A 26,425-nucleotide genomic window follows, 5' to 3' on the forward strand; every position below is an offset into this window, starting at 1 on the left:
CATGTGTTTCGACTGTTCATAAGCTATTTTACTCCTCAAACAGAAAAAAGAAAAGGAAACAACTCTTTTTGAGAGCGTTTTAATGATATTTGTGACAAAAATGTTAAAAATGCCATGTTATTGATATAGACTAAACATCAAAACACCCGCTGCAATCGCAACATTCAATGACTCTGCCTGACCTTTTATAGGAATGTACAGGTTCTTGGTCGTTTGTTCCAATATATACGGGTCAACGCCGTTCCCTTCATTTCCTACAATCAATCCGAAACGATTCTGTGGTTCTATGGAGCGATAAGAGACGGCATTTTTATCTAGAGCTGTGCCATAAACGGGTATTCCTTTATCTTTAAATGTAGTGATCCAATTTTCAATATCATCATGTATGATAGTCAGATGAAACTGACTTCCCTGCGCAGAACGAAGTGCTTTGGGATTATACACATCAACTGAGCCTGTTCCAATGATGACCCCCTCAAATCCCGCTGCATCCGCAGTTCGAATCAGTGTCCCTAAATTTCCCGGGTCCTGCACTTGATCAAGCATCAAAACCGGTTTATCCCCCACGATTTTATCAGCTGACTCTTCACTTTTAATCACGGCTGTAATTCCCTGTTCAGTCACGGCATCACTTAAAAGATCGGAAATCTCTTCTGTGACCAGAACGACGCTGACCTTTCTTATGTCCAGTAATTCCGAATAATCTCCCACTTTATCTTCCCGAATTAAAATCACTTCAATTTCGGCTTTTGATCTCAGTGCTTCTTCTACTAAATGTAGTCCTTCAATCAAATATTTCCTCTGTCTCTTTCTTCCTTTTCTAGTCAGCAGTTTTTTCCACTCTTTTACTTGCTTGTTCTGTGTTGACTCAATTATTTCCATTACCTTTTCCTCCAACTCTGGTTCATCTAAATACAGTATACAGGACAAAAAAAAAGAGAGAAAGCAGTTTTGCTTTCTCTCCCTTTTAAATATTTAGTTTTCTTAATTGATGTAGTTCATTGGATTAACGGTTGATCCGTTTTTATATACTTTGAAATCTAAATGAACACCAGTAGAATCTCCCGTAGTTCCCATGATACCTAATTGTTGCCCTTGTGAGACGCCTTGTCCACGCGTAACACTTAAGTTAGGCTGCATGTGTGAATAAACTGTTACGTATCCATCACCATGATCAACTTTAACGTAATATCCAAGCGCACCATTAAAGCCAGCAGTCGTTACCGTACCGGCACGTGTTGCTACAATTGAGCCACTTCCAGCAATATCAACGCCTGTATGGAGTCGACGGTCTCCAAAGATTGGATGTGTTCTCCAGCCATATGGTGAAGAAATCCGACCATTTGCCGGACGTGTCCATCCATTACTTGCTGGAGCAGCGGCAGATGATGTATCGTTTGAGCTTGAATTACTTGAAGAAGTTGCAGCTTCAGCTTTCTCATTAGATGCTGCTTCTGCTTTTGCTACTGCCGATTTAGCTGCTGCTTTAACACTTGCTGCTGCATCAGCCTTAGCTTGCGCTTCCGCTTCTTTTTGGCGTTCTTCTTCCGCTATACGAATAGCTTCTTGTCGTGCACGTTCTTCTTCAATAATACGCTGTTTTTCAGCTTTCATTTCATCATTTAAAGTACTTGTTCGTTCAGCAATAATCGTTTGTTCGTTAATAAAAGATTTTCTTTCTTCTGCAGTCATTTCATATTTCTCTGCAATTTGTACGATTTTGTCATCTAACGCAACTCGCTGGTTTACTAAATTGTTACGGTTAACTTCGAGTTGAGCCTTAACATTTTCCATTTCTTCTTGCTCAATTTTTACTTGTTTTTCAGTTTCTTCCAATGCGTTTTGGTCAGCAATCTGAGCTTCCATAATATCTTGGTTTGCAGAAACGAGTTTGTTGACAACCCCGACACGTCCGATTAAATCCGACAAGCTATCTGCTGACATTAATAAATCTACAATATCAGAAGGGTTAGCGTTGGTTTGAACAGATCGTGCTTGTGATTCTAACTGCTCATTGCGTTGATCAATATTCGCCTGAAGCTGAGCGATCTCTGCTTGCAATTGTTCGATTTCTTCTTTAATACGTTTGATTTCTTTTTCCTGTTCACTGATTTCTACAATCAACACATCAATGTTTGCTTGTAGTTCAGCTACTTCTTCTTCTAATTGTGCTTTTTCATTTTCAAGTGATTCCATTTGCTGTTCGCGGTTTTTTATCTCGCCGCCCACTTTTTGTGATTTTTTATTTAATTCTTGATGTTGGTTCTCTAAATCTTCTAATTTTTGAGATGCATCTACTTCTACTGGACGCATTAGAGGTCCCGCGAGTAGTACTGATGCCAGTGCTGTTACGATAAGTTTCTTATTCAATTTGAAAAACTCCTAATCCATTAATATTCAGTCTAGCTGATTGGTTATTCATTATTATTTTAATATGATTTCAGTTTGTAATTAGTTGTATGCTCATCTATTTTAAGCACTGAAATCATCATATCATAGGAACCGGTAGCATAAGATTTAAATCCTGTGACAAAACAAGTAGATATCTGTTACACAACTGTATTGTTTGAAGAAAAAATGACAAGTCGCAAGCCTTATAAATACTGTTATGTAGCCTTTCTTCTTAATTTAATCGCTTTTCCCCAAAAAAACACATCTAAATAAAGTGAACAAAAGGTGACAGAACAAGTTTTGATTTGACATTTTTTCATACTATTTAAACTGTATAACCCGAATTACAGTTTAATTCCCTATACATTTTAGACGTCATAATCGAGTTGAGTAAATCGTTTTCAAAATGAATATTATGCATTATTTACTATTTATAAACAATTTTCCCCTTTATACTTACAGTCTCTCTTTTAATTTGCTATTCTAGTTAAGGATAGAAAGGAAGACACTTATGGTTACATTTGAAGCTATTGCTACACATAGCACACTGATCGACGAAAATGACTTTTTTAGTCACTATTATAATTCTGAGGCGCCATTTAGATATGATTCAAACTTTTTCCAATTGAAGTACTCCCCTATAAAAGTAGAATTTGAATTGATAGAAACGATGCACTGGACCTTTTCAGAAGAGTATGACTTGACTCATGTCAAATTCTATTGGCCCGAAAATCAAGGCATCCATCCTGATACTTTAGATTATTTAAATCAAGAAGAGTATGGCTTGGAAAAATTGGAACTATATTCCATTACGCCTTCAGACTTTGCTGTTACTACTGAAAATCCGGATATCAGCATCCAAGTGGTCACTTATGATAACTTGAATATATTTAAATCGATCAATTATATAGAAGACAAAATCATTTCAACATCTTTTGCAGGAGCCAAGCAACCTTTTTATGATAAACTTTTTCAAGATGAATCGATTACTTTCTTATTAGCCTACTACAAAGGAAAGGCTGCTGGCTCCTGTATAATAGTTGAGAGTGCTGAAGGATTGGAACTGGATGATCTGTTTACACTCAAAGAATATCGTCTGAGAGGCGTAGCCAAAGCGTTACTTGATTATATAATCAAGCAAGCTGCTTCTAAGCAAAAAATAGTGTTCCTCGTTGCGGATGCAGAAGATTCCCCAAAAGAGATGTATTTAAAATCTGGATTCAATTATGAAGGTTTTCGTATTGGGGCTCAAAAAATGATAAAAGGAGATGATTAAATGACTGAACACATCCGCCAATTAACAGCAGATGATCTAACTTATTATGAAAAGATGCAAACTGGCTTAGACAGTGATTACATGATCCCAGTCTTTGACCAAATTACGAGTGGCGCTAACTACTTGTATGGTTTATTTGTATCGGACGAGCTTGTCGCCTTATCAGGTTTCACTCTGTTCAAAGATTATTATGCTATGCTCGGTCGTTTAAGAACAGATCAGCGTTTTAGAAAAAGTGGCTATGGGACAAAGATTGTCGAATACAGTTTAAACCAGGCACTCGCCCATCCGGATGTTAAATGGATCGGTGCGAACACAGAACAACACAACCAAGCCGCTCAATCAGTGTTGAAGAAAGTAGGCTTACCTCCTGTCAAACTTCTCTATGCGGCTCAAACAACTACAATAGAAGCGCTTGTTTCAGATGCTACACTTTTATGGAAGGAAGAGATAGATAAAAGTGCGAAAATGAACTGGATCAGACAAACGTATCTACATCCGGCATTTGATAAAAAAGTATTTCCTTTGGAAGCGTATTACCCTTTCCCGGTCAGTGAAGAAATGTTTGAAGATTCAATCGACCAGTGGCACTTTTTTGAGAATGAAGATAAAACGCGCTGCGTCATCATGTGGGAAGAATTTAAAGGAGTTAACTATCTCCATGTCGTCTATCCCTGGCATGATTTCTTGGATCAGCCTGGCCTTTTCGATATCGTGCAACAGGAGTTGAAGAAGGCACAACAGAACGATAGCAAAACAAAAATATGGTGGGATTTTTCAGAAACTGATGTGGCTCTTCTTCCTAGTGATCATCCATTTGAATTAGGTTCTCCTTGGATACTATACGGTTTATCAAAAGAGGCGCTTTTAACGGATGACGTTACAGGCTCTATCAAGAGAGCGAATGAACTCATTCAAAGTGTTGAAGATGAATTAAATGATTTAGAACAGCTAATCAATCAGGAAGCAGACACCCTTGAATCTCTTTCTGATCAACTGAAAGACAATGAACAATCGCTTTAGTTTTTCGGTGCAATCATTAATCGTGTTGGTGGGTTCTAACGAACTCACCAACACGATTTTTTGTTGTGTAAAATCGATCACCAACCGTTTACATTTTAACCATTCTCTCATTATAGCCACATTGATTGTGAACCAGTGAACGAAATATTTTTTTCGTTCCGGAAAGCATATGTTTTTTCACGAATCATCATTGTTAAGAGCAATATATAGCAGTATACTTAAAGTGAAATTATTAGTAATAAACTTATTATACGAGGAGAGGTTATTATGTTGGCATCAAAATCAATACCGAAAGTATCTAGCTCCCAACCGATTTTTGGCTTTGTTTTTTTAGGAATTATTTTATTTATGGGGGCCATTTTTTAGAGTCCGGTATGTTGTTTTTCCGCTTGCTAATGGGATTGACATTGGGCTATGCACTATCACGCGCGTACACAGGCTTTGCCGGTAGTGTCAATCGTGCTTACACTACTGGGTCAACGAAATTATTGCGTACATTGATGTTTATGTTTTTCATTTCATCATTGATCACGGCTGCTTTCTTGTTTAATGCGGATCCCACTACTTTTGGGTTATGGATCAATCCGATCAACTTCGGCTTACTGGCTGGTGGTGCGTTATTTGGATTTGGAATGTCCTTTTCCGCCTGTTGCGATTCTGGAGTGCTGACCGACTTGGTTACTGCTTTACCCCGTGCATTAGTCACTTTAGTATTTTTTGGAATGGGTGTTTTCATAGGATTCCCTATCGAACGCTCCAGTGAATTTGTAACAGCAACTTGGCTTAACACTGGTACGTTTGAGACCGGTGTGTTCTTCCCCGATTTATTTAAATGGGACGGCTTGAACGGTTACTTGGGTGCCATTGTATTAACAGCTCTCTTGTGTGGCATTGTCGTTTTCCTCAGTTTGAAATTTGAAAGTTCACGCAAACGCAACAATACGTATGCTTGACACTTCATAGAAAAACGTCAAGATGAACCTGATACTTTTGATTCAAAAGATTACAGCTTGTTCTCAAACGAAACCTATAACCGTTTGTTTGTTCGTCCATGGACTTTGAAACAAGACGCCGTAACAATCGCGTTGGTCTTTGCTTTATTAATGGGTGTGACAGGTTCTGGTTGGGGTGCTTCTACTCCCTATGGTTTCTGGTTTGGGAAAGTCCTGATGCTGTTTGGTGTTTCTGCAGAAGCTTTAGCTAATTTCACACTTGGCGCTCCTGAACATTACAGTGCACCCTTCTTTAGTCATCCAGTCAATACACAAAATGCCGGTATTTTTTTAGGGACAGTTTTCTTCTTGCTCACTGCCAATAGATTTAAAGAAGTCTTTATGTCTGAAATGAGTTTGTCCGTACGTCAGTTCTTCTTATTTGCTTTAGGTGGCTTATCTATGGGATTAGGAACACGTTTAGCTAATGGTTGTAACGTCGGTGCTTTATATACACCTATCGCACAATTCTCCTTATCCGGCTGGGTCTTCTTGGCTGTGATGATTCTCGGTGGTATTGTCGGAAACAAATTTGCAAAAGTTTGGTTTAAATAAAGAAATAGCTTGCGACAAGAGGCATTACGGACTGAAACACTTTACAAAAATTCGGAAATCAAATTAAGGATCGGAATTTTTCGGTTCTATAATTTATCGTATCGGCGCGTTCTTACGAACATACCGATACGATTTTTATATATCACTATAAAAAGCCCTAACTGATAAGGTTTCATTCCTTTTCGGCTAGGGCTTTTCATATTTAATTAGTTTGTTTTACAGCTTTGTATCGTCAACGGCTTCCAGCGCTTCATCAATCGTTTCGATGACACGTTCCAGTGAACCTTCTTCAAAGGGTGAACGCAAGTTGGCTGCTTCAACAGTTTCGAGGAAGCTCTTCGTTCCGCCCGCTTCACAAATCGTCATATAGTCTCCCCACGCCTTGTCATCCTGGTCAACGATGGCACGTTTCCAGAACTGTAACGCACAGACTTGAGCAAGCGTATAATCAATGTAGTAAAATGGTGAAGTGAAAATGTGACCCTGTCTGAACCAGTACGTTCCTTTATCCAAGAAATCACTCTCTGAATAATCACGTTCTGGCAGGTACTGTTTCTCCAGTCTTCGCCAGCATGCTTTACGTTCAGCCGGTGACCACTCGGGATTTTCATAGACTTCGTGCTGGAAGTGATCCACCAGGACACCATACGGAAGAAAACGAATGGCGCTACTCAAGTGGTCAAACTTGTACTTTTCAGTCTGTTCTTTAAAGAATAATTCCATCCACGGATACGTAAAGAATTCCATACTCATGGAGTGGATTTCACAGGTTTCAAATGTTGGAAAGACGATCTCAGGCTGTTTGATCCAGCGAGACTGATACACCTGGAACGCATGCCCCGCTTCGTGTGTCAAGACGTCAATGTCTCCAGAAGTACCATTAAAGTTTGCAAAAATGAACGGGGACTGATAGTCAGGAATATACGTGCAGTATCCCCCACTCGCTTTTCCTTCTTTGGAAAGCAGGTCAACCAGATCCTTGTCAAATAAGAAATCGATAAATTCAGCTGTCTGATCGCTCAATTCGTGATACATTTTGCGGCCATTCTCAATAATATAGTCTGGATCCCCCTGAGGAGTCGGATTGCCATCTAAAAATTGTAACGTTTCGTCATAGTGTTTCATCTCTTTTATACCGATGCGATCTGCTTGTCTCTTGGCTAATTTTTTGGTTACAGGCACAACATAGTCAAGTACCTGATTACGGTAAACTTCCACCATTTTTCGGTCATAATCAAAGCGTTTCATTCTGACATAACCCAGTTCAACAAAGTCTTTATAACCAAGCTTTTTAGCTATTTGATCTCTCACATTGACGAGTTCATCATACATACTGTCCAGATTTTCTTCGTTTTTTTCAAAGAAACTCAATTGTGCGTCCGAAGCTTCTTTTCTAATAGTGCGGTCTGTCGACTGTAAGTAAGGTCCAAATTGTGACAACGTCAATGTTTTACCATCAAATTCGATTTCTGCAGAAGCGATGAGTTTTTGATAATCACTGCTCAGCTGGTTTTCTTTTTGTAATAACTCAATGACACTTGAATCAAATGAATCCAATTCAAACTGCATATTCTGGATGAATGTCCGCGGGTAAGCTTCCTTCACTTCGTCCAAATAAGGTGAATTCATGATCGCTTTATAATAGGTGATGCTCAATTCCTGATAAAGCGGACCATACTCATTCCAATACTGATCTTCCTGTTCGTAAAAATCGTCTTTCGTATTGATGGAGTAGCGAATAGAAGCAAGCGTCCCCATTGTTTCTAGTGAAGCAGAAAGTGCAGATATTTCATCGACTGTTTCTTTCAAATCGTCTAAAGACTTGGCATCCTTGAGCTGCTCAACTAAATGCATAAAATCTTTTTTATATAAATCATAATCTGGTCTTTCATAAGTATAATCATTAAATTTCATTTTATCCCTCCACTATTCATAAGTTATGATAAGTATATCATAGAGATTATAATTTCAATATAAAGATATCATGAAAATCTTATTTCGAAAGGTCTCTTATCTAAGGTTTTCCTATTCATTTATGATTAGCCGAATACGCAAACTTTTTGCGTTGGTCAAAGTCAACGCAAATAACACAGTTTATGGTAAACTGGACAAGAAAGGAGGGGTATTATGGACTATAGACAACAGCCCATGCAACGTCAAACACAAAAACAGGCTTATATCCCTAATTTAGTGCAAGGTGTACATTTGCTCCAACTCAACCGAATAGACCTTTCTACTTATTTAACCAATCAAATTCTAGAGAACCCCTTTATTGACATTCCAGACCGGGAAAACCGGCTGGTTCAATCCGCACTCAAAGAGACAGCTTCTGCTATCGAACAAACGACAGCTAGTCAGCCTTCGCTTCATGACTTTTTAAAAGAACAAATCGAGTTGTTCTACCGAAAAACATACTTACGCGAGCTCATCTTCTGGTGGGTCAATCAGCTCGATCATAGAGGTTATGTAACGAAAAGCGTCGATGAAGCCTTGGTGGATACCAGCGCTTCATCAGTTGAGCTTATCGATGCTCTGACATTGCTGCAGCAGCATGATCCCCCTGGTATCGGTGCACGCACACTTAAAGAATGTTTACTATTGCAGACGGAACGCTTGGATTTCGCTCCAAATATAGCTTATATTGTTATAGAGGAAAACCTGGAATCCTTGACAAATAATAACTGGGCAACGTTAGCCAAAATCTACAACGTGAACGAAGAAGACATCAAAGCAGTGTCTCAGTTTATCAAAAATTTGACCCCTTCGCCAGGTGAAGCTTATCAGTCCGCTTTCACACCGTTTGTCTTGCCTGAACTGAGTGTTCACATTGATAAACAGGAATTGGTCATCAATGAAACAAAATACAAAACACCTTTGTTGACCTTTAACCATGACTATTTTGAAGAGATGAGTGCATCAGACGATACTGATTTAAAAGCTTATATCAAAGAAAAAAAACAGGAATACGAAACGCTCCAGACCAGCTTGCAAAAACGCAAAGAAACCATTCTACGTGTGGGTACGGCAATCATCATGCACCAGCATGCCTTCTTTAAAGACAAGTCTGCGTCACTCGTTCCTCTCCAGTTAAATGATCTAGCCGAAGAGTTACATCTCAATCAATCAACCATCAGTCGGGCTGTAAGAGAGACCTATATCGCAACGCCTTTTGGTTCTTATGAATTGAAATCCTTTTTATCGCGACGGTCTAGTCAGTCTGACGTCTCTAAAGATCACATCATGCAGGCTTTGGATCAACTGATCAACTCAGAAAATAAAACAAAACCGTTATCTGATCAAGCACTATCGGATGCCTTAAAAAGACAAGATATCACGTTATCACGGAGAGGCGTCACTAAATACCGTAAACAACTGGATGTTCCCTCTTCAAAGCAACGAAAAAATTAAAAAAACACTTCCTAGAAATCCTCCGTTGTTAAACAGAGGATTTCTATAGGAAGTGTTTTCTAATTATACAGTATTTCTAAATAATCAACGGTTCATATTATCCAAAGATACCTAAAACGTAACCGATAATACCAACTACGAATAGTCCGAAGATAATTGTGATTGGGCTAACTTTTCTACGTAATAACCATACGCAGCCAAGAGTTAAGAGTAACGGTGCAATACCTGGAAGTAACTGATCCAATGTATGTTGCATTGTCGTCACTTCTTGAGGTTGGATAGCCATGCCTGCTTGAATATCAGCAACAACATTTCTCAACATGTCGCCAGACATGACACCTTCATTTGCTGCCTCTGAAAGTGCGGCAAAGTCGATCATTTCACCTTCTGCATTATCGACCCGACTGATCACCATCGGGAAGTTCATATTTGTCCAACGTGGTACCAAGACTCCTAAGATGAACATACCTAAAACAGAAGCACCTTGAGTTAATTTTTGCATCAACCCACCAGCTAAGTTTTGAGTGATATTACCACCTTGTACATACCCAAGTTCTTGTGAATACCATAAAAAGGACATACGGATAACATTCCATGCAACGAAGAAAATGATCGGGCCAAGCCAGCTTCCACTTAATGCGAGTGAAGCGGCAAAAGCGCCTAGTATCGGACGTAATGTTCCCCAGAAGATAGGGTCACCAACACCAGCAAGCGGTCCCATCATACCAATTTTTACCCCTTGAATCGCAGCATCATCAATATCTTCTCCTGCTGCTTTCTGTTCTTCAAGTGTTAAGGTCACTCCAAACACTGGAGATGCCAAGTAAGGATGAGTATTAAAGAACTCTAAGTGCCGCTTTAAAGCTGCCGCACGGTCTTCTTTTGTTGTATATAATTTTTTAAGCGCTGGAATCATTGCATAGGCCCATCCAACGTTTTGCATACGTTCAAAGTTCCAAGAAGCCTGGAGAAATTGAGTTCTCCAAAATACTTTCAAACGGTCTTTTTTTGTTAATTTAAATTTCTTATTCTCAGCCATATTCATTCAACGCTCCTTTTTAATAGTCGTTTAAGATATCATCGAGTGGATCTCCGCCAGAGGAACTTCCTCCACCGCCGCCACCTTGATTAAATTCAGGTGATAATTGGATATAAAGTAAAGCTATTACAACACCAATAATACCCATTGCGATAAGGTTCAATTCACCTAAAGCAGATAAAGCAAAACCTAAGGCAAAGAACATCCAAAGTTTTGGTGTAGCCATCATGTTGATAACCATCGCATAACCAACAGCTACGATGAATCCACCGGCTACGGCTAGACCACCGGTCAACCAGGCTGGGATAGCATTCAATGCATCTGTTACGACTTCTACCGGGACGGCTAAAATAATAGCTGCCGGAATTGCAATACGTAAGCCTTGAATCATAAGTGCACCAATATGATAGAGTTCAACACCTCTAAATGATCCTTCTTTTGCTTTCGCGTCGGCAGCATGCGCAATCCCAACAGTTAACGTACGAACAAAGATAGTTAATACTTGTCCAGCAATAGCTAACGGAATAGCTAAAGCAATACCTTCTGAAACGCTTGCACCGTGATATGTTACTAAAATAGCTGAAGCAATGGAAGCAAGTGCAGCATCAGGCGCCACCGCAGCTCCGATATTCATCCAACCTAAAGCAATTAATTGTAACGTCCCGCCTAATAGCAAGCCATCCATTGGATTCCCGGTTGCAAGACCGATCAATGTACATGCCACAATTGGCTGGTGGAATTGAAATTGATCCAAAATCCCTTCCATTCCTGCAAGAAATGCAACGAATATTACTAAAACAATAGTAATTATGTTCATAATTTATTTTCCCTCCTCAGAATCTTTCTTAATCAACAAATTTTGTTTTCTTAAGCATTGGCCATATATCTTTACTTTGATCTGATGGTACTTTACGTACATCAAATTTTATACCGTGATTTTTCAGTTTCTTAAAAGTTTCAACGTCTTTTTCATTCACGGATAAAACGTTATTGATCATGACTTTTCCTTCAGAGTGCGCCATGGACCCAACGTTTATTTCTTCTATCTCTACGCCACCTTCGATAACACGCAAGGCATCATGCGGGTTTTCGAACAAGAGCAAGGCGCTTGTTTTACCGAAACGAGGATCTTTTGCTATTTCGATCATTTTATCGATTGGTATTACGTTTGCTTTGATCCCTGGTGGTGAAGCTTGAGTAATCAAGTTTTTACGCAACTTATCTTTTGATACCTCATCGGAAACAACAATGATACGTGTCGGTTTGACATCTTTTGACCAGGCTGTTGCGACTTGACCGTGTAACAAACGTGAGTCTACACGAGCAAGGCGGATATCGATTTTACCAGTACCAACTACCGTACCTTCTGGTAAGGGGTGATTCGGTTCTTCACTTTCTGTTTCAACAGCTGCTTCAGCAGGTTGAAGACTTTCAGGTCTCACTTTAACGCTGTCTTTAGCCACTACGACGATGGAGGCGGCAATATCTTGTGCTTTATCCATCGAAAAACGACCTGTAAAGGATTCAATCAACATTCCTAAATTAAGTCCCGCGACAATCGCCCATTTGTCTTTGTGATCCTCAAACAATGTATTAGCTTGATTGAATGGTGTACCTCCCCATAAATCAACGAGGAATAAAACTTCGTCTGAATCGAACGTTGCGATTGCTTCTTCCATTTTACGTCTGATATCATCGGGGCCTTCACTTGGGAGTAACGTTACTGCTTTTACGTTTTCTTGTTCTCCCACGATCATTTCTCCTGATTGTAAAATACCTTCAGCAAACACGCCATGGCTTGCTAATATAATTCCTACCATTTATTTCCCTCCTACTACTAGCATACTTTGCTAGTTATTTTCTTCTAGCACTCTTACAAAAAACTCCCTTTTTTCAACACATCGATCATATTTTGTTTTCGATCGCTGGGAACTTTTCTTATTTCTAATTCAATGCCCTTATCATCTAAATACTTAAAGGCATCAATATCGGGTTGGTCAACGGACACGAAATGAGTCACCATTTGTTTCCCCTCAGTAAATTTCATCCCACCGATATTGACGCTATCAAAACTTAAGCCATATCGGTGAACACGCATGACGTCTATAGGATTGGTAAATAAGAGCATTATTTTCACGTCATGTAATAATGGATGTTTGGCAATTTCTTTGAGCTTGGAAACAGAGACGACATGGGATTTCACCTCAGGTGGTGCAGCTTGAGTAAGCAATAACTTTTGAAGCGGATTGCAAGCTACTTCATCACTTACCACGATGATTCGACTGATACCTGAAGATTTCGACCAAGTCGTAGCGACTTGACCATGAATAAGCCGATCATCTATACGAATTAACCGAATATCCATCGTTCCACATTCCCTCCTATTATAAACAACACTCCTTTCAATCGATCATACATGGGAATCTCTGAAAATGACGCTAATATTCCCTTCACTTATATATAAGCAAGAAGCGTGCCAACACACTAAGACGAAATACACCGGTAAGACAAGGTTCCTGAAAAAACACACAGTCGACACACTACGGTAGTGTGTCGACTGTGTGTTTTGTTCTTATTCGGTCAGTAGTGTGTCGATATCTTCAAGCTGGCCTTCTTCTTTTGTAATGAAGTATAGAATATACGCATACTCCCCTAGCGAAATACTCAATTGAAGCTGTTTTTCCAATTGTTCAATGCGTGTTTTCAGGTCATTGAACAGCGGGTGATTTTTCGTCTCTTGATTGAGATCGTGTTCCACTGGAAGATTATCTCTTTGAATCGACCGCTCGATAATTCCAGCCACATGCAAGGCTAAATTGATATGAAAAGTATACTGATCAGTTTCTTTTGCTCTAAGTGCAGCACAGTCGTTTACGAATGCCCAGATAAGTGGCACAATTTTCCTTGGATTAATAAACGCATAATTTTCTTCCACAAACGAGTAAACGAGAGCCTCAGCTTGACTTTCTTTTTTTGCAGGATTTTCTGATTCGAATAGGTTGAGATTGATAAATTTTCTCAGTAAATGTTCAGGTTTTTCTTCAATAAAACGCTCGAGAGGAATAAAGGGTGCTTGAATTTTGGGATTCACAATTCCGGTCGATGCAATGATTGTGTAGTTTTTCTGCCATTCAATTATTTTAGCATCCAGCTCTGTCACAGAACACGTCTTCACTTCTATGCCTGATTCATTTGATTTCCGCAGCGGCTTTTCAATTATTTCTTTGATCTTCTGCGCAGTCCCATCTCCGCTTGCACATACAGCTAATATGATCGGCGGTTTACGTTTCGATGGCTGACGTGTTCGATCGTGTTTTGGCAATTCTTTTGTATAACCACTGAACTTTGTTAAGGATTCATACAATAGTTCGATATCTGCATCCACGAGCCCTGCTTTCCTCACTGCTTCTAGAACAATAGCTGTAGACACCATATCTATCGACCGGATGTGAATGCCCGTTTCTTTCTGCAGAGAGGTCTCAAATGTTGCCAGTGAGCCCATATCAACGAGCAATAAGACACCACTGCCTTGGTTTGCTTCGATCACTGCTTTTTTTATCCGTTCATAAACAATGGTTGGAGACATATCAAGTGGCATATCAATAGCAACCACTCCTGAAGTGTCTAAAAGTTCTTCTGCCACACGTGCCATGCTGCTAGCAGTAGAATCACCATGTGTCGCTACGACAATCCCCACTCGCCCTGAAGCTGATTCTTCTTTAAGGGAAACAAGCAAAACCGTTAAGTAATAGACTTCGTTGTCCGGAATTTCTACAGCAAAATAATCGGCGATTTTGTCTCTTAATCCTTCTGCAACCGCATATTCTCCGGCATACGTCATGGCCATCTCCCGAATACGATTATTCATCTTTCTTTCTTGGCCACTGTCGATTTTGCTTAACAAAGAACTGATGTGTAAACTTATCGCATAAATGAAATTCTGCTTAAACAATCCACCCAGAGCCAATTCAACTTCTTCAACGATCTGGTGAGCGAATTGAATCACTTCTTTGCTTACCACTTCTGCTAATTTGGATTCTGCCTGAAATGTGAAGCCATGATTACGATAAAAAGATTTTAAATGGACGTTTATGTCAGTCGAAATATACTGGTTGATGGAATTTCTATCTAAACCTTCCGCCTCAAGTAATGCCGCTTTGTCTCCAATAATATCGTAAATATTATAAGGCAGTTCATAGGAATCCATGGCCATTTTATAAAAGGGTTCATTCGGGTTGATCGTCATTTTGGCTTCGACATATTTCGATAGATCCATTTGCTGCAGGCGGTTAGAAGAAAGGCCTACTAAGTGATCTTTAATTGTTTCAGGCAAATCCTTGACGGTTAACGCAATTTGATCTTTATTTAACTGGTTCATAAATCCTCTAGCGCAAACCAGTTGAATCGAGGATTTCAATTGTCCGACGTTGCCATAACCGACACTAGCTATCAGTCCTTTAACTACTTCCTCATTCAATATGATTTTTCTCTGAATACGATTAGCTTCGAGGCCCGTCAAAAGCTTCACCAAATCAAGCTGTTCACTCACTGCTCTCTCTTTAAATGATGGCAAGTGTATGTTGATCGGAATGCGTCGCATAAACGTATCTAAAAATGTAGATTTTGGATCCTTAGTTGTTGCACATACAATACGCACATTCGCTTGTCTACTTTTTCCGGTTTCACCTAAACGACCATAAGTCCCCGTATCCATGAAGTAAAAAACCATTTCCTGTCCTTCTGGAGGCAAACGGTGAACTTCATCTAAAAAGAGCATACTTTCGTCGGCTTGATGAATGATGCCTTCTTTTGAATTCGCCGCTCCAGTAAATGCGCCTTGAACATAACCAAATAAGTAGCTCATCAATAGCTGTGGATTTGTCGCATAATCAGCGCAGTTAAAGACGATCAATTCTTTGTCTTTATCAATCAATTCATGTGATTGAGCATATTGAAACATCGCATGTGCAAAGAAAGATTTCCCTGAACCGGTTGGCCCCGTTATCAATGTATTCAAGCCTTTGGGAGGGTATAAAACAGCTGCTTTTGCCTGTTCAACAGCATTTTTCATGCTTCCATTGGCACCAATGATCGACTTGAAAATGTCTCGGGTCTGATCGTAAGAATATTCCAGCACTTCCTGCGTTACTCCAAGGGATGCTTGGTGCTTTTCTTTATAACTCGGTACATGTTTGGTCAAAGGTTGATGACGCACTTTTTCCAGCGTTATAAAGCGAACGGGTCGACCGTCAATCTTTTTAAGTTCCCCATCTCTTACAAGCTGATTTAAATCTTTTGATACATTACTGCGCATACTATTTATGGCTTCAGCTACTTCTTTTGTTGTGATGCCGATACCTTCTTCGATATCCTGGAATGAAAAGGACGCACAAGCTTCTCTCATATATTTTAAAATGCGTTGTTTACGGTTCACGTTAATCCCCCTCGAATGCTCAGACAGTATCACTTTATGTAGTTATCATTATACACTTTTTCCAAAACAATTAACACACTAGCGACACACAAAAAACATCTTTCAAAGTATGTGAATAGCTTTTCTGAAGACTATTTTATATTAGTATAACTGTGTTTATAAAACTTTCCAGGGGAATGTCTTTTGACTATTCGGTTTATGTTTGCTGTATCTCTAGTTGCGAATTTAGTGTGTTAAAAAACATTAGATTAAATGTTTAATCCTCGGTTTTTTTCATAAGTCACTGCTGACCTGTTCTAGACGTTTGAGCAGTCCCTTGAAAAACAATCCCAAGGGATCAGTTTCATCCTTTCAATAATAAAAAACGAGGCTGAGAAAAAAGTCCCAGTAAATAAAAAAAATGCCGAAATGTAACTTAATTTCTTCGGCGTTTTTATTCGTCTATATAAGCAAAAGGAGCGTCACTTTGATATAATAAAGTCACCACAACCTATTATAGAAAGGATACTCCTCATGTATACTCAATATACCATGAACCAAACAACCTTGCCATTATAAATAGATTCACTTCTTCCAAATGATCATATCATTTACTCTATTAACAAAGTCGTCGAAGATTTGGAGGGTGCTCACTACCTGTTAATCGAAAACGACTTCGGTCGTCCAGCTTACCATCCCAAGGTTTTAATTAAAGCCATTCTATTTGTCTACTGAGAAGGTATCTTTTCAGGTCGCAAAATAGAAAAAATGATGCAAGAAAACCTTGCAATGCATTGGTTGACAGGACAAACATTTGTCTCTTACCGTACAATTAATCGGTTTAGAGTATCAGAAATAATTAAAGAGATCATACGAGACCTTTATTGCACGTTCTCTATTCGTCTAAAGCAAGAAAAACTTATTGAAGGACAGTCGCTGTTTATCAACGGGACAAAGTTTGAAGTGAATGCCAATAAGTATAGGTTTGTTTGGAAGAAAGCAGTGGACCGATTCTATCCTCGACTTAAGCAAAAAGAAGTACAATATTATAAACAAGAAATCGAACCTCTTATCGACCAATCGGTTGAAAGGGATAATAATCAAGAATTTTCCAAAGAGGAAATTATCGAACTACATAATCTGCTTGAAGAAGAACTTGCGAAAGCAGAAACCGAGATCACCTCTTCCAATGATAAAAAAGCGCTAAGCCGATTGAAGAAAAAAAGACGTTCATTGAAAAAGCACAGAAATCGCCTTAGAAATGATTTTATTCCTAGGGAACAAAAGTATGAAGACTATTATGAAACGTTTGACGGCAGGAATAGCTTTTCGAAAACCGATAAAGACACTACATTCATGCGGATGAAAGACAATCATATGATGAATGGACAGCTCAAACCGGGTTATAATATCCAAATCGCAACAGAGAACCCCTTTGTCCTGCATACTCAAATCTATCCAAATCCAACAGACACTAAAACACTAACTCCCTTTTTAGATTCTCTTCCGGAAGTGATTAAACCGTCTAGCTATATCGTCGCAGATGCAGGATATGGGAGCCATGAGAACCTGGAATTTTTAGAACAGTTCCGTTGGACTGGATTGGTCAAGTACGGAATATATGAAAAAGAACAGAAGAAAAAGTATATAAAATCAGATAAGAACCTTGATAATTGAATCTATGATGAAGAACAAAAACTAAAAATCAAAGAACAGCTTTTATCTAAAGAAGGGGCTAAATTATACGGGCAGCGAAAAATCGATCTCGAGCCAACTTTCGGACAGGTGAAGGCCAATTTAGGTTTCACTCGATTTTCAGTTTGCGGAAAATCAAAGGTGGAAAATGAAACTAACTTGATATTTATGGCAAACAATCTAAGGAAATACAATAAGAGAATCAGAAGTCACGAAAGATAAGACAAAAAAACCGAGTAGGTTTGTACAAATGTACAATTCTACTCGGTTTAACTTTATCTTACTTCGGTTCAGACTTTTGTCCCAACCTCGAAATACTAGATAAAAATTAAAAACCTAAAGTTGTTCCTCCTGAGGCTAAACTAAAGACTGCTCCTGCTACTCCACTAGAAGTAGTGATTTGAGTATTTCCCCTAAAATTGAAATAATTAGCTGGACCATGATAAAGAATGTTAGTAGACATTACTGCTCTTCTAGCATTAGGACTTGAAGTTGTTGTTGCATTACGAATAATACCTCCACCGGAAGCAGTTGTTCGCATAGAAATATGTCTCATCACGGATGTAAAAGAAGTGACTTTGTATGTAGATTTTGCACGATATATCATTTCTCTTCTTGTACTTCCAACGACTGTTGCGATTAAATTGCTGGCTGGAGCAAAACCTTTAGATGATGTATCAGACATAGTGATATTTTCTTTAAAAAAAGTGTCTTCTTCAGCAAATCCTTCTTCCATAAACAATTCTTTATCCTCGCTTGAAAGTTCTTCAAAAGTTAGTATCTCTAAGTCGTTTCCTTCCTCAGCTGAAGCACTAGTTCCAAACATATTAAATCCAAAAACAAGCAATATTACAGAAAAAATAAATTTAAACGATTTCATCAGTAATGCACCCCCTTTCTTAATTTTTAGTCCTCAACATCCATAAACATGAAACCGAGACCATGATCTGCTATAGATACTGAGTTTAGATTTTTTTTGAAAAAGATTTTATCACCAAGTTTAAAGCTTTTCTTTTGATCATCTAATAAATCTGGCATTATTTGTTTCATTTCTCCAGGGTCAACAGTGTACACCTCAATAAAGTAATCGTTATAGCACACATCTATTTCAATTATTTTTCCCACCTGCTTCCTCCCAACTTTTAGAGCGCTTTCATGTTGATTGTATAATATTTATCGACATAAAGAAACATAAATAAAAAAAACATTCTTAAAGTCTTTTTTTGCTCTGGGGTATGTAGGGCTTGCCCTGCACGAGCGAAGCGCGCCTTAAACCACCTATCAACTTTAGGGATAATGACGGTTAAAACGCACTGATTGTCACCCTTTTCTGCCCCATAATGTTCCTTACCAACAAGTTTGATTTTTATAAAATGAACTTAAAGAGGCTGGGACAAAAGTCCCAGTAAATAAAAAAAATGCCGAAATGTAACTTAATTTCTTCGGCGTTTTTATTCGTCTATATAAGCAAAAGGAGCGTCACTTTGATATAATAAAGTCACCACAACCTATTATAGAAAGGATACTCCTTATGTATACTCAATATACCATGAACCAAACAACCTTGCCATTATAAATAGATTCACTTCTTCCAAATGATCATATCATTTACTCTATTAACCAAGTCGTCGAAGATTTGGAGGGTGCTCACTACCTGTTAATCGAAAACGACTTCGGTCGTCCAGCTTACCATCCCAAGGTTTTAATTAAAGCCATTCTATTTGTCTACTGAGAAGGTATCTTTTCAGGTCGCAAAATAGAAAAAATGATGCAAGAAAACCTTGCAATGCATTGGTTGACAGGACAAACATTTGTCTCTTACCGTACAATTAATCGGTTTAGAGTATCAGAAATAATTAAAGAGATCATACGAGACCTTTATTGCACGTTCTCTATTCGTCTAAAGCAAGAAAAACTTATTGAAGGACAGTCGCTGTTTATCAACGGGACAAAGTTTGAAGTGAATGCCAATAAGTATAGGTTTGTTTGGAAGAAAGCAGTGGACCGATTCTATCCTCGACTTAAGCAAAAAGAAGTACAATATTATAAACAAGAAATCGAACCTCTTATCGACCAATCGGTTGAAAGGGATAATAATCAAGAATTTTCCAAAGAGGAAATTATCGAACTACATAATCTGCTTGAAGAAGAACTTGCGAAAGCAGAAACCGAGATCACCTCTTCCAATGATAAAAAAGCGCTAAGCCGATTGAAGAAAAAAAGACGTTCATTGAAAAAGCACAGAAATCGCCTTAGAAATGATTTTATTCCTAGGGAACAAAAGTATGAAGACTATTATGAAACGTTTGACGGCAGGAATAGCTTTTCGAAAACCGATAAAGACACTACATTCATGCGGATGAAAGACAATCATATGATGAATGGACAGCTCAAACCGGGTTATAATATCCAAATCGCAACAGAGAACCCCTTTGTCCTGCATACTCAAATCTATCCAAATCCAACAGACACTAAAACACTAACTCCCTTTTTAGATTCTCTTCCGGAAGTGATTAAACCGTCTAGCTATATCGTCGCAGATGCAGGATATGGGAGCCATGAGAACCTGGAATTTTTAGAACAGTTCCGTTGGACTGGATTGGTCAAGTACGGAATATATGAAAAAGAACAGAAGAAAAAGTATATAAAATCAGATAAGAACCTTGATAATTGAATCTATGATGAAGAACAAAACACGTATATTCATCCAGATGGGACCCTCTATGCTCAAGGCTATATTGGTCGTCAAAAAAAAGTACAGGATATGTCAAGCTATCTCACTTTTACCATTCTACAGATCCAACGTACCGTAACGGTAAAAAATCCTTGTGGATTAATTATGAGTACGAAGAACAAAAATTAAAGAACAGCTTTTATCTAAAAAAGGGGCTAAATTATACGGGCAGCGAAAAATCGATGTCGAGCCAACTTTCGGACAAGTGAAGGCCAATTTAGGTTTCACTTGATTTTCAGTTCGCGGAAAATGAAACTAACTTGATATTTATGTCAAACAATCTAAGGAAATACAATAAGAGAATCAGAAGTCACGAAAGATAAGACAAAAAAAACCGAGTAGGTTTGTACAAATGTACAATTCTACTCGGTTTAACTTTATCTTACTTCGGTTCAGACTTTTGTCCCAACCTCGTTCCATTTTTTTGCTTTACTAGATGGTTATTCTTCTCTCCTATGTCCGATAGGTAGAACACCATCGTAAAAAAGTATTAATGAACTAACTGTGATTAAAGGTTACCGCGTAAAGATTACTCGTCTACGCTTACGTCGCCTTCAACTGTACCTTCGTCCATTAAAGCAGCATCCATTAACTCTTGTGATGCAAATGTTACGTTACCTGTAACAGTAGAGTTAGTTAATTCGAATCCTTCAGCGTCGACATAAACGTCTCCATCCAAAGTACCTTCCTGGATACGGAAGTTTGGTGATTCAACAGTCATTGTTCCTACTGATAAAGTGTATTCGTCAGTAACGTTACGGTCTTCATCTTGAGCGTATAAAGCTAATTTACGGTATTCTGCTTCAGCTTCATCTCCGCCATCATGGAAAGTACCTGCAACTGTTACGTCTTCATCGATTGCTACATCAGCAATAATAGCTGTTAACCAGTTACCGTCAGTGCTTAATGATGCAACCACTTCGTTTGCGTCATCTGTGATAGATGCAGCTGTCACGACGTCTTCATCGCCATCGACTTCTTCGCCTTCTTCAACAATTTCCATGTCATCTGCTGCATCGTCATCTGTATCACATGCTGCTAAAAAACCACCTAATGCTAAAACTGCAGCGCTTGCTGCTAATTTCTTTCTAGAATAAATATTATTAAAATTTGACAAATTTCAGTCTTGAATTATAAATGATTTCAGATTCAGTCAGATGGGTTTTTGACGATATATCAAACAGAAAAAAGATCTGCAGCTGAGCTGCAGATCTTTTTTCTATTTATAGGGTTTGAGACCGATTATTCTTCGACGCGTGTTTCTCCTGTTACTTCGCCTTCTTCTAATTGAGCTGATTCTTGATATTCTTCACTTGCAAAGATCAAGTCTCCGTCAATCGTTCCGCCTGGTAATTGGAAATTGTTTGCTTCAACGTAAACGTCACCAGCAAACGTTCCGTTTTGGATACGTGTGTTTTCACTTTGAACAGTTATACTTGCTGCTGTTAAAGTAAATTGATCCAAGACATTACGGTCAGCATCTTGAGTATACAAAGCTAATTTACGTTCGATTTCGCCGCCGTTTGTTGGTCCTTCTTCAAAGACTAGTTCTTGATCTGTTTCAACGTCGCCTTCAAAGATAACGATCCATCCACCATTAGCTGATACTGCTTCTTCTAAATCGTCTGCACTAGCAATTTCTGATTTTGTTGCGCCTGTAGTTGCATCTTCAGTAACCTCTTCTGTATCGTCTGTTACTTCTTCTTCTGCATCATCTGTACCACATGCTGCAAGTAATCCCATGCTTGCTGTAAGTAATAATAATTTATTCCATTTTAACATTATTTGTTCCTCCTACCTTTTTTTATTGTGATTCACTGCACATTTATAATACCATGTTTCTTTTTCATGTCAAATATATTTCGTAAAAAAAGTTCAAAATTTTGTATTTCATTTTTAAAAAATTGATACAAAAGCATTTAAACATTATATTTCATTGTGAAAAACTTACTTTTTCTCATGCATCTTACAATTATTACATCGAAAAAGTTTGTTATAATCCGATTTTACTGTCTATCAGCGCATATAGTTCTTTTTTTACCGTTTCTGGACTTGTCTTAGGTGCGAAACTGATAATTTTTTCTTCATGAGGTGTCACAATAAACTTGGTGAAATTCCACTTGATTTTTTTGTTGTCCGTATTCTCTATTAAATATTTATATAATGGGTGGGCATCTCTGCCGTTAACTTTTATTTTTTCAAACAAAGGAAAAGTAACATTATAATTCATCTGACAAAATGCCTCAATGCCTTCACTATCCAAAGGTTCCTGATTTAAAAACTGATTAGATGGAAAACCTAGAACTGCTACGTTCTTGTCTTTAAATTCTTTATAGATTTCTTCTAGCCCTTCAAGTTGACCCACTAAGCCGCACTTGCTGGCTGTATTGACGATGACCATGTATTTATCTTCATAATCTTTCAGGGTCTTCACTTGGCCATCAATCTGTGTGACGTTGATATCATAAATTTTTGTCATAAAAAATCTCCTTCTTGTTCCCTTATTTTATCGGTCTGAGTAATCTCAACCCGTTCAAGATGACTAAAATCGTACTGCCTTCGTGACCAATAACGCCTAGTGGTAAATTAATTAATTGTAAAACATTGGCTAATATCAAAAATAATATAACGCCGATTGAAAAAATGACGTTTTGTATAATCACTTTATTTAGTCGTTTAGACAACTTATGACTATACGAAAGCTGCTCCAGTTCATTTCTGACGAGTACCACATCAGCCGCATCCATCGCCAGGTCTGTTCCCGCACCCATCGCAATGCCAATCGAAGCATTTGCCAAAGCGGGGGCGTCATTTATGCCGTCCCCAACCATCGCAATCGTTTCATATTTCGTTTTCAGATCCAGTATCAAAGTTGCTTTCTCAATAGGCAGACAGTTTGCTTTCACTTCGTCTACGCCGACCGTTCTCCCGATAGCTTGACCGGTCGCTTCATTATCACCGGTAATTAAAATGGTATGAATGCCCTGACTCTTAAAATAATCGATCATTCCTTTTGCTCCAGGTGCCGGTATATCAAGTAAAGCAATAAAACTCACGAGCTGATTATTTTTCGTGACATAGAGAACGGTTTTTCCTTCCGTCTGTTTCTTATTGGCTGACAACACAAACGTGCTCGCATCATCTTTTACTGTGAATTCTTTCTTACCGATTTTCCAGTGATCACCATCGACGAAACCTTCGACACCATGGCCTTCGACTTCATTGATCTCAGTGACTTTGACATCATGTTTTATTTCAGATGCATTAAGATGATCTATTACAGCTTGTGCCAGTGGGTGGGAAGAAATGCGTTCCAGCTGAACAATGACTTGATTGACTGTTTCCTGGTTAGTTTCTTCTAAATAATTCACGTCCGTCACTTTTGGGGAACCTTGCGTTAATGTTCCTGTTTTATCAAATGCGATCGCATCGATCTGTCCAAAATTTTCGAGAAAAGAGCCACCTTTGTAAAGCACACCTTTTTTGGCACCGTTTGAAATAGCTGAAAGTGTTGATGGACTTGCAGAAGCCATTAGTGCACAGGGAGATGCGACTGTTAATAGGACCATTCCTCGATAAAAAGATTCATTAAATGTCCATCCTAAAACATAATAGAAAATAAGCATCATTACTGGGACAAATATTAAAACGATTTTCACATATCTCGTTTCGATCGATTCAATGAAGGTAGCGGTTTTAGATGGAGTCCCTTGAGCTTCATCCACCATTCGGATGATTTTAGCAAACAATGTATCAGAGTATTCCGACTTCACTTCTATTTCGACCGCTCTGCTGACATTTATCGTTCCGCCGATCACTTCATCCTGCACCGCTTTATTGACCGCCATCGATTCGCCTGAAATTGCGGCTTCATCAACTAATGCATACTCGCTTAAAAGTGTACCGTCGATAGGAAAAGCAGAACCTTTAGGTACAAGTACTTTGTTCCCGACTTTTAAATCTTTCGTTGCAACTTCTTCTGTCGATCCATCATCTTTTAAAAGCAAGGCTGTCTCCGGAGTCAACTCCATCAGTTTAGAAATAGCATCTGTACTCTTATTTGTCGTATAGACCTCAAGTGAACCGCTCAATGAAAAAATAAAAATAAGCAGTGCCCCTTCCAACCAGTAACCAATGACTGAAGCGCCTATAGCAGCTAAGACCATAAGGATATCGACGTTCAACTTTCTTTTGAAAAACAGGTCACTGAAGCCTACTCTGGCTTGAAAGTAACCGCCAATCAGAAAGGCTGTCACATATACGAAAGCATCCAGAGGCTGTTCATTATTATAGGATAACATCCCTCCCACAATGATGAGTAACCCGCTTATGATGGTGAGCATCATGGGCTTATTATTCTTGATAAGTGCTGTCATATCTTGTCATCCTTTTCTATAATGATTCTTAACTATAAGATATCACAGCCTTATTTAATAAGATAGCACTTTGAATTAACTGATAATGATAGTATTTCTCATTATCCACATTGTCGTCAAAATCATCTGTAAAGAATTTCCTGATCGAAAAAATTGCCCTTCATACGTATGGAAAATGAGGCGGAAGCTCTTATTCAGATGTGGTCACAGTCACACGGATGCCATTTGGATCCGTAACGGTGATAAACGTCCCCCCTTCGTCATTAAGAGTGAAATTCCGCGCATTTAAATGCTCTTTCACTTTGTTCATCTCTTCATTCGTCGACACCCCTAAAGTGAAACGAGTTAGTCCCAGATCAAACTGTTCCCTTTTGGGTATATCTGTCCCCAGCCACGTATTTAAGCCGATATGGTGGTGGTAATCGCCAGCAGCAACAAAGCGCGCCTGGCTTCCAAATTCATATTTCAGCTGCATGCCTAAAGTATCTATATAAAAATATTGAGAATCCTCCAAATCAGCAACGGCTAAGTGAACATGACCGACTCGTGTCCCCGCTGGTAGAGTATCGACCAGCTGGTCATCCCGACTCGCTATGACTCCATCCGCATCAATTTCTGCTGTGATCCCTCTGATCATGCCATTTTCCGAAATGTCCCATTCCTCTCTAGGTTTATCTCTATAAATCTCAATACCGTTTCCTTCCGGGTCGTGTAAGTAGAGCGCCTCGCTATAGCCGTGATCAGAAGCGCCTTCAATTGGTATTTCTTTTTTCAATAATGCAAATAAACTGTTCCCCAAGTCTCTTCTTGTAGGTACTATAAATGCCGTATGAAAGAGTCCAGCTTTTTTAGTCCGTGTGCCTCCTGCATCTACTTCAATTAAATTCAGCAACACACGGTTATCCGTCTTCACACCCAGCGAGGCGTAGTTATCGGATCCTTCAAGGATGGACAAACCAATCTTATCCTTATAGTAATTCGTCATTGTTTCTAAGCTTTTAACATTCAAATCTACTGAATGAACCGATAAGTTCTTGTCAATCGTAAATGCCATGATATCTTGGTCTCCTTTTCCCACGTTCACTCTAAACTATTAGATAATAATCGAATCATCAGTGGCCACTAATTATTCTGTCCTTTTTCTGATCAATCCCATTAGGCCTGATCCTATTGTAATGCTGAAGTTCATAGGCTATTTTATTTCACAACTTATTTTAGCTTGTTTATTTATATCTACACTTAGAGCCGTTCTCATTGCTGAAAATCTGAACCCACTTCGGTCTGCTCCGCGCATAATCTGCTTGAGCATGCCGAAGTTTAGCCTTCTTAGCATCACTCGCTGGGAGTTTCGCCTGAGCATGCCGAAGTTTGAGCTTCTTAGCATCACTCACTGGGAGTTTCACCTGAGCATGCCGAAGTTTGACCTTCTTAGCATCACTCACTGGGAGTTTCACCTGAGCATGCCGAAGTTTGACCTTCTTAGCATCACTCGCTGGGAGTTTCACCTGAGCATGCCGAAGTTT

At 38.8% G+C, this 26,425-nt stretch carries 22 protein-coding genes and 1 pseudogene; 8 read left to right on the top strand and 15 right to left on the bottom strand.

The window, feature by feature from the left end; genetic code table 11:
- Positions 1 to 117 precede the first annotated feature (117 nt).
- Positions 118 to 882, bottom strand: coding sequence for an RNA methyltransferase (locus AX762_RS03230; protein WP_071847730.1), 765 nt, complete (start codon positions 880 to 882; stop codon positions 118 to 120).
- A gap of 102 nt (positions 883 to 984) precedes the next feature.
- A complete protein-coding gene (locus AX762_RS03235) occupies positions 985 to 2,370 on the bottom strand; it encodes a peptidoglycan DD-metalloendopeptidase family protein (protein WP_071847731.1) in 1,386 nt (461 codons plus the stop codon).
- Positions 2,371 to 2,902: 532 nt separating this feature from the next.
- Here AX762_RS03235 and AX762_RS03240 point away from each other — a divergent pair.
- The 3 genes and pseudogenes from AX762_RS03240 to AX762_RS03250 all read left to right on the top strand — a co-directional run bounded on the left by AX762_RS03240 (position 2,903) and on the right by AX762_RS03250 (position 6,237).
- Entirely contained in the window at positions 2,903 to 3,667 is a 765-nt protein-coding gene (locus AX762_RS03240) for a GNAT family N-acetyltransferase (protein WP_071847732.1), read from the top strand.
- Positions 3,668 to 4,690: a GNAT family N-acetyltransferase gene (locus AX762_RS03245; RefSeq protein ID WP_071847733.1), complete on the top strand. Its 1,023-nt coding sequence runs from the start codon at positions 3,668 to 3,670 to the stop codon at positions 4,688 to 4,690.
- Positions 4,691 to 5,178: 488 nt separating this feature from the next.
- Positions 5,179 to 6,237: pseudogene (locus tag AX762_RS03250) on the top strand (YeeE/YedE family protein).
- A gap of 216 nt (positions 6,238 to 6,453) precedes the next feature.
- Here the strand turns inward: AX762_RS03250 and AX762_RS03255 are convergent.
- The gene (locus AX762_RS03255) at positions 6,454 to 8,151 is read right to left on the bottom strand and encodes a M3 family oligoendopeptidase (protein WP_071847734.1); all 1,698 of its coding nucleotides are present in this window, start codon (positions 8,149 to 8,151) and stop codon (positions 6,454 to 6,456) included.
- Between the two features lie 213 nt (positions 8,152 to 8,364).
- Between AX762_RS03255 and rpoN the strand changes: the two genes are divergently transcribed.
- On the top strand, positions 8,365 to 9,645 hold the full coding sequence (rpoN, locus tag AX762_RS03260) for an RNA polymerase factor sigma-54 (RefSeq protein WP_071847735.1): 1,281 nt from the start codon (positions 8,365 to 8,367) through the stop codon (positions 9,643 to 9,645).
- 97 nt (positions 9,646 to 9,742) lie between these two features.
- On the opposite strand, the gene AX762_RS03265 is transcribed toward rpoN, so the two are convergent.
- The 5 genes from AX762_RS03265 to AX762_RS03285 all read right to left on the bottom strand — a co-directional run bounded on the left by AX762_RS03265 (position 9,743) and on the right by AX762_RS03285 (position 16,088).
- Positions 9,743 to 10,684 carry a PTS system mannose/fructose/sorbose family transporter subunit IID gene (locus AX762_RS03265; protein WP_143139273.1) on the bottom strand — a complete coding sequence of 314 codons (942 nt, stop codon included), beginning with the start codon at positions 10,682 to 10,684 and terminating at the stop codon, positions 9,743 to 9,745.
- 19 nt (positions 10,685 to 10,703) lie between these two features.
- The gene (locus tag AX762_RS03270; RefSeq protein ID WP_071847737.1) at positions 10,704 to 11,501 is read right to left on the bottom strand and encodes a mannose/fructose/sorbose family PTS transporter subunit IIC; all 798 of its coding nucleotides are present in this window, start codon (positions 11,499 to 11,501) and stop codon (positions 10,704 to 10,706) included.
- Positions 11,502 to 11,529: 28 nt separating this feature from the next.
- A complete protein-coding gene (locus tag AX762_RS03275; protein WP_071847738.1) occupies positions 11,530 to 12,504 on the bottom strand; it encodes a PTS sugar transporter subunit IIB in 975 nt (324 codons plus the stop codon).
- A 53-nt stretch (positions 12,505 to 12,557) separates the two neighbouring features.
- Positions 12,558 to 13,049: a PTS sugar transporter subunit IIB gene (locus AX762_RS03280; protein ID WP_071847739.1), complete on the bottom strand. Its 492-nt coding sequence runs from the start codon at positions 13,047 to 13,049 to the stop codon at positions 12,558 to 12,560.
- Positions 13,050 to 13,256: 207 nt separating this feature from the next.
- Positions 13,257 to 16,088 (bottom strand): sigma-54-dependent transcriptional regulator, encoded by a 2,832-nt coding sequence (locus AX762_RS03285; protein WP_071847750.1) that lies wholly within the window; start codon positions 16,086 to 16,088, stop codon positions 13,257 to 13,259.
- Positions 16,089 to 16,838: 750 nt separating this feature from the next.
- Between AX762_RS03285 and AX762_RS03295 the strand changes: the two genes are divergently transcribed.
- Positions 16,839 to 17,774, top strand: coding sequence for a transposase (locus tag AX762_RS03295; protein WP_371261624.1), 936 nt, complete (start codon positions 16,839 to 16,841; stop codon positions 17,772 to 17,774).
- A 27-nt stretch (positions 17,775 to 17,801) separates the two neighbouring features.
- Positions 17,802 to 18,014, top strand: coding sequence for a transposase (locus AX762_RS13265; protein WP_371261625.1), 213 nt, complete (start codon positions 17,802 to 17,804; stop codon positions 18,012 to 18,014).
- 106 nt (positions 18,015 to 18,120) lie between these two features.
- Here the strand turns inward: AX762_RS13265 and AX762_RS03305 are convergent, their stop codons facing one another.
- The gene (locus tag AX762_RS03305) at positions 18,121 to 18,672 is read right to left on the bottom strand and encodes a hypothetical protein (protein WP_071847742.1); all 552 of its coding nucleotides are present in this window, start codon (positions 18,670 to 18,672) and stop codon (positions 18,121 to 18,123) included.
- A gap of 26 nt (positions 18,673 to 18,698) precedes the next feature.
- Positions 18,699 to 18,917 carry a hypothetical protein gene (locus AX762_RS03310; protein ID WP_071847743.1) on the bottom strand — a complete coding sequence of 73 codons (219 nt, stop codon included), beginning with the start codon at positions 18,915 to 18,917 and terminating at the stop codon, positions 18,699 to 18,701.
- Positions 18,918 to 19,578: 661 nt separating this feature from the next.
- Between AX762_RS03310 and AX762_RS13075 the strand changes: the two genes are divergently transcribed.
- The gene (locus tag AX762_RS13075) at positions 19,579 to 20,466 is read left to right on the top strand and encodes a transposase (RefSeq protein ID WP_256244367.1); all 888 of its coding nucleotides are present in this window, start codon (positions 19,579 to 19,581) and stop codon (positions 20,464 to 20,466) included.
- Between the two features lie 184 nt (positions 20,467 to 20,650).
- Positions 20,651 to 20,758 (top strand): transposase, encoded by a 108-nt coding sequence (locus AX762_RS13080; RefSeq protein ID WP_143139276.1) that lies wholly within the window; start codon positions 20,651 to 20,653, stop codon positions 20,756 to 20,758.
- Between the two features lie 297 nt (positions 20,759 to 21,055).
- On the opposite strand, the gene AX762_RS03330 is transcribed toward AX762_RS13080, so the two are convergent.
- The 5 genes from AX762_RS03330 to AX762_RS03350 all read right to left on the bottom strand — a co-directional run bounded on the left by AX762_RS03330 (position 21,056) and on the right by AX762_RS03350 (position 25,956).
- Positions 21,056 to 21,643: a polymer-forming cytoskeletal protein gene (locus AX762_RS03330; RefSeq protein WP_143139274.1), complete on the bottom strand. Its 588-nt coding sequence runs from the start codon at positions 21,641 to 21,643 to the stop codon at positions 21,056 to 21,058.
- A 125-nt stretch (positions 21,644 to 21,768) separates the two neighbouring features.
- Entirely contained in the window at positions 21,769 to 22,308 is a 540-nt protein-coding gene (locus AX762_RS03335) for a hypothetical protein (RefSeq protein ID WP_083432766.1), read from the bottom strand.
- 211 nt (positions 22,309 to 22,519) lie between these two features.
- Complete coding sequence (locus tag AX762_RS03340; RefSeq protein ID WP_071847745.1) at positions 22,520 to 23,005, bottom strand: glutathione peroxidase; 486 nt, start codon at positions 23,003 to 23,005, stop codon at positions 22,520 to 22,522.
- A gap of 22 nt (positions 23,006 to 23,027) precedes the next feature.
- Positions 23,028 to 24,902, bottom strand: a complete 1,875-nt coding sequence (locus tag AX762_RS03345; RefSeq protein ID WP_083432767.1) for a heavy metal translocating P-type ATPase — start codon at positions 24,900 to 24,902, stop codon at positions 23,028 to 23,030.
- 190 nt (positions 24,903 to 25,092) lie between these two features.
- Entirely contained in the window at positions 25,093 to 25,956 is an 864-nt protein-coding gene (locus tag AX762_RS03350; RefSeq protein WP_071847746.1) for a VOC family protein, read from the bottom strand.
- Positions 25,957 to 26,425: the final 469 nt, after the last annotated feature.

The organism is Alkalibacterium sp. 20, from assembly GCF_001885615.1.
Classification (GTDB): Bacteria; Bacillota; Bacilli; order Lactobacillales; family Carnobacteriaceae_A; genus Alkalibacterium.

Excerpts from the sequence above, each read along its gene's own strand:
- AX762_RS03280 (WP_071847739.1), bottom strand. The coding sequence starts at position 13,049 with ATGGATATTCGGTTAATTCGTATAGATGATCGGCTTATTCATGGTCAA.
- AX762_RS03305 (WP_071847742.1), bottom strand. The coding sequence starts at position 18,672 with ATGAAATCGTTTAAATTTATTTTTTCTGTAATATTGCTTGTTTTTGGA.
- AX762_RS03240 (WP_071847732.1), top strand. The coding sequence starts at position 2,903 with ATGGTTACATTTGAAGCTATTGCTACACATAGCACACTGATCGACGAA.
- AX762_RS03255 (WP_071847734.1), bottom strand. The coding sequence starts at position 8,151 with ATGAAATTTAATGATTATACTTATGAAAGACCAGATTATGATTTATAT.
- AX762_RS03340 (WP_071847745.1), bottom strand. The coding sequence starts at position 23,005 with ATGACAAAAATTTATGATATCAACGTCACACAGATTGATGGCCAAGTG.
- AX762_RS03265 (WP_143139273.1), bottom strand. The coding sequence starts at position 10,684 with ATGGCTGAGAATAAGAAATTTAAATTAACAAAAAAAGACCGTTTGAAA.
- AX762_RS03270 (WP_071847737.1), bottom strand. The coding sequence starts at position 11,501 with ATGAACATAATTACTATTGTTTTAGTAATATTCGTTGCATTTCTTGCA.
- AX762_RS03335 (WP_083432766.1), bottom strand. The coding sequence starts at position 22,308 with ATGTTAAAATGGAATAAATTATTATTACTTACAGCAAGCATGGGATTA.
- AX762_RS03245 (WP_071847733.1), top strand. The coding sequence starts at position 3,668 with ATGACTGAACACATCCGCCAATTAACAGCAGATGATCTAACTTATTAT.
- AX762_RS03275 (WP_071847738.1), bottom strand. The coding sequence starts at position 12,504 with ATGGTAGGAATTATATTAGCAAGCCATGGCGTGTTTGCTGAAGGTATT.
- AX762_RS03230 (WP_071847730.1), bottom strand. The coding sequence starts at position 882 with ATGGAAATAATTGAGTCAACACAGAACAAGCAAGTAAAAGAGTGGAAA.
- rpoN (WP_071847735.1), top strand. The coding sequence starts at position 8,365 with ATGGACTATAGACAACAGCCCATGCAACGTCAAACACAAAAACAGGCT.
- AX762_RS13075 (WP_256244367.1), top strand. The coding sequence starts at position 19,579 with ATGCATTGGTTGACAGGACAAACATTTGTCTCTTACCGTACAATTAAT.
- AX762_RS03350 (WP_071847746.1), bottom strand. The coding sequence starts at position 25,956 with ATGGCATTTACGATTGACAAGAACTTATCGGTTCATTCAGTAGATTTG.
- AX762_RS03345 (WP_083432767.1), bottom strand. The coding sequence starts at position 24,902 with ATGACAGCACTTATCAAGAATAATAAGCCCATGATGCTCACCATCATA.
- AX762_RS03285 (WP_071847750.1), bottom strand. The coding sequence starts at position 16,088 with ATGAGAGAAGCTTGTGCGTCCTTTTCATTCCAGGATATCGAAGAAGGT.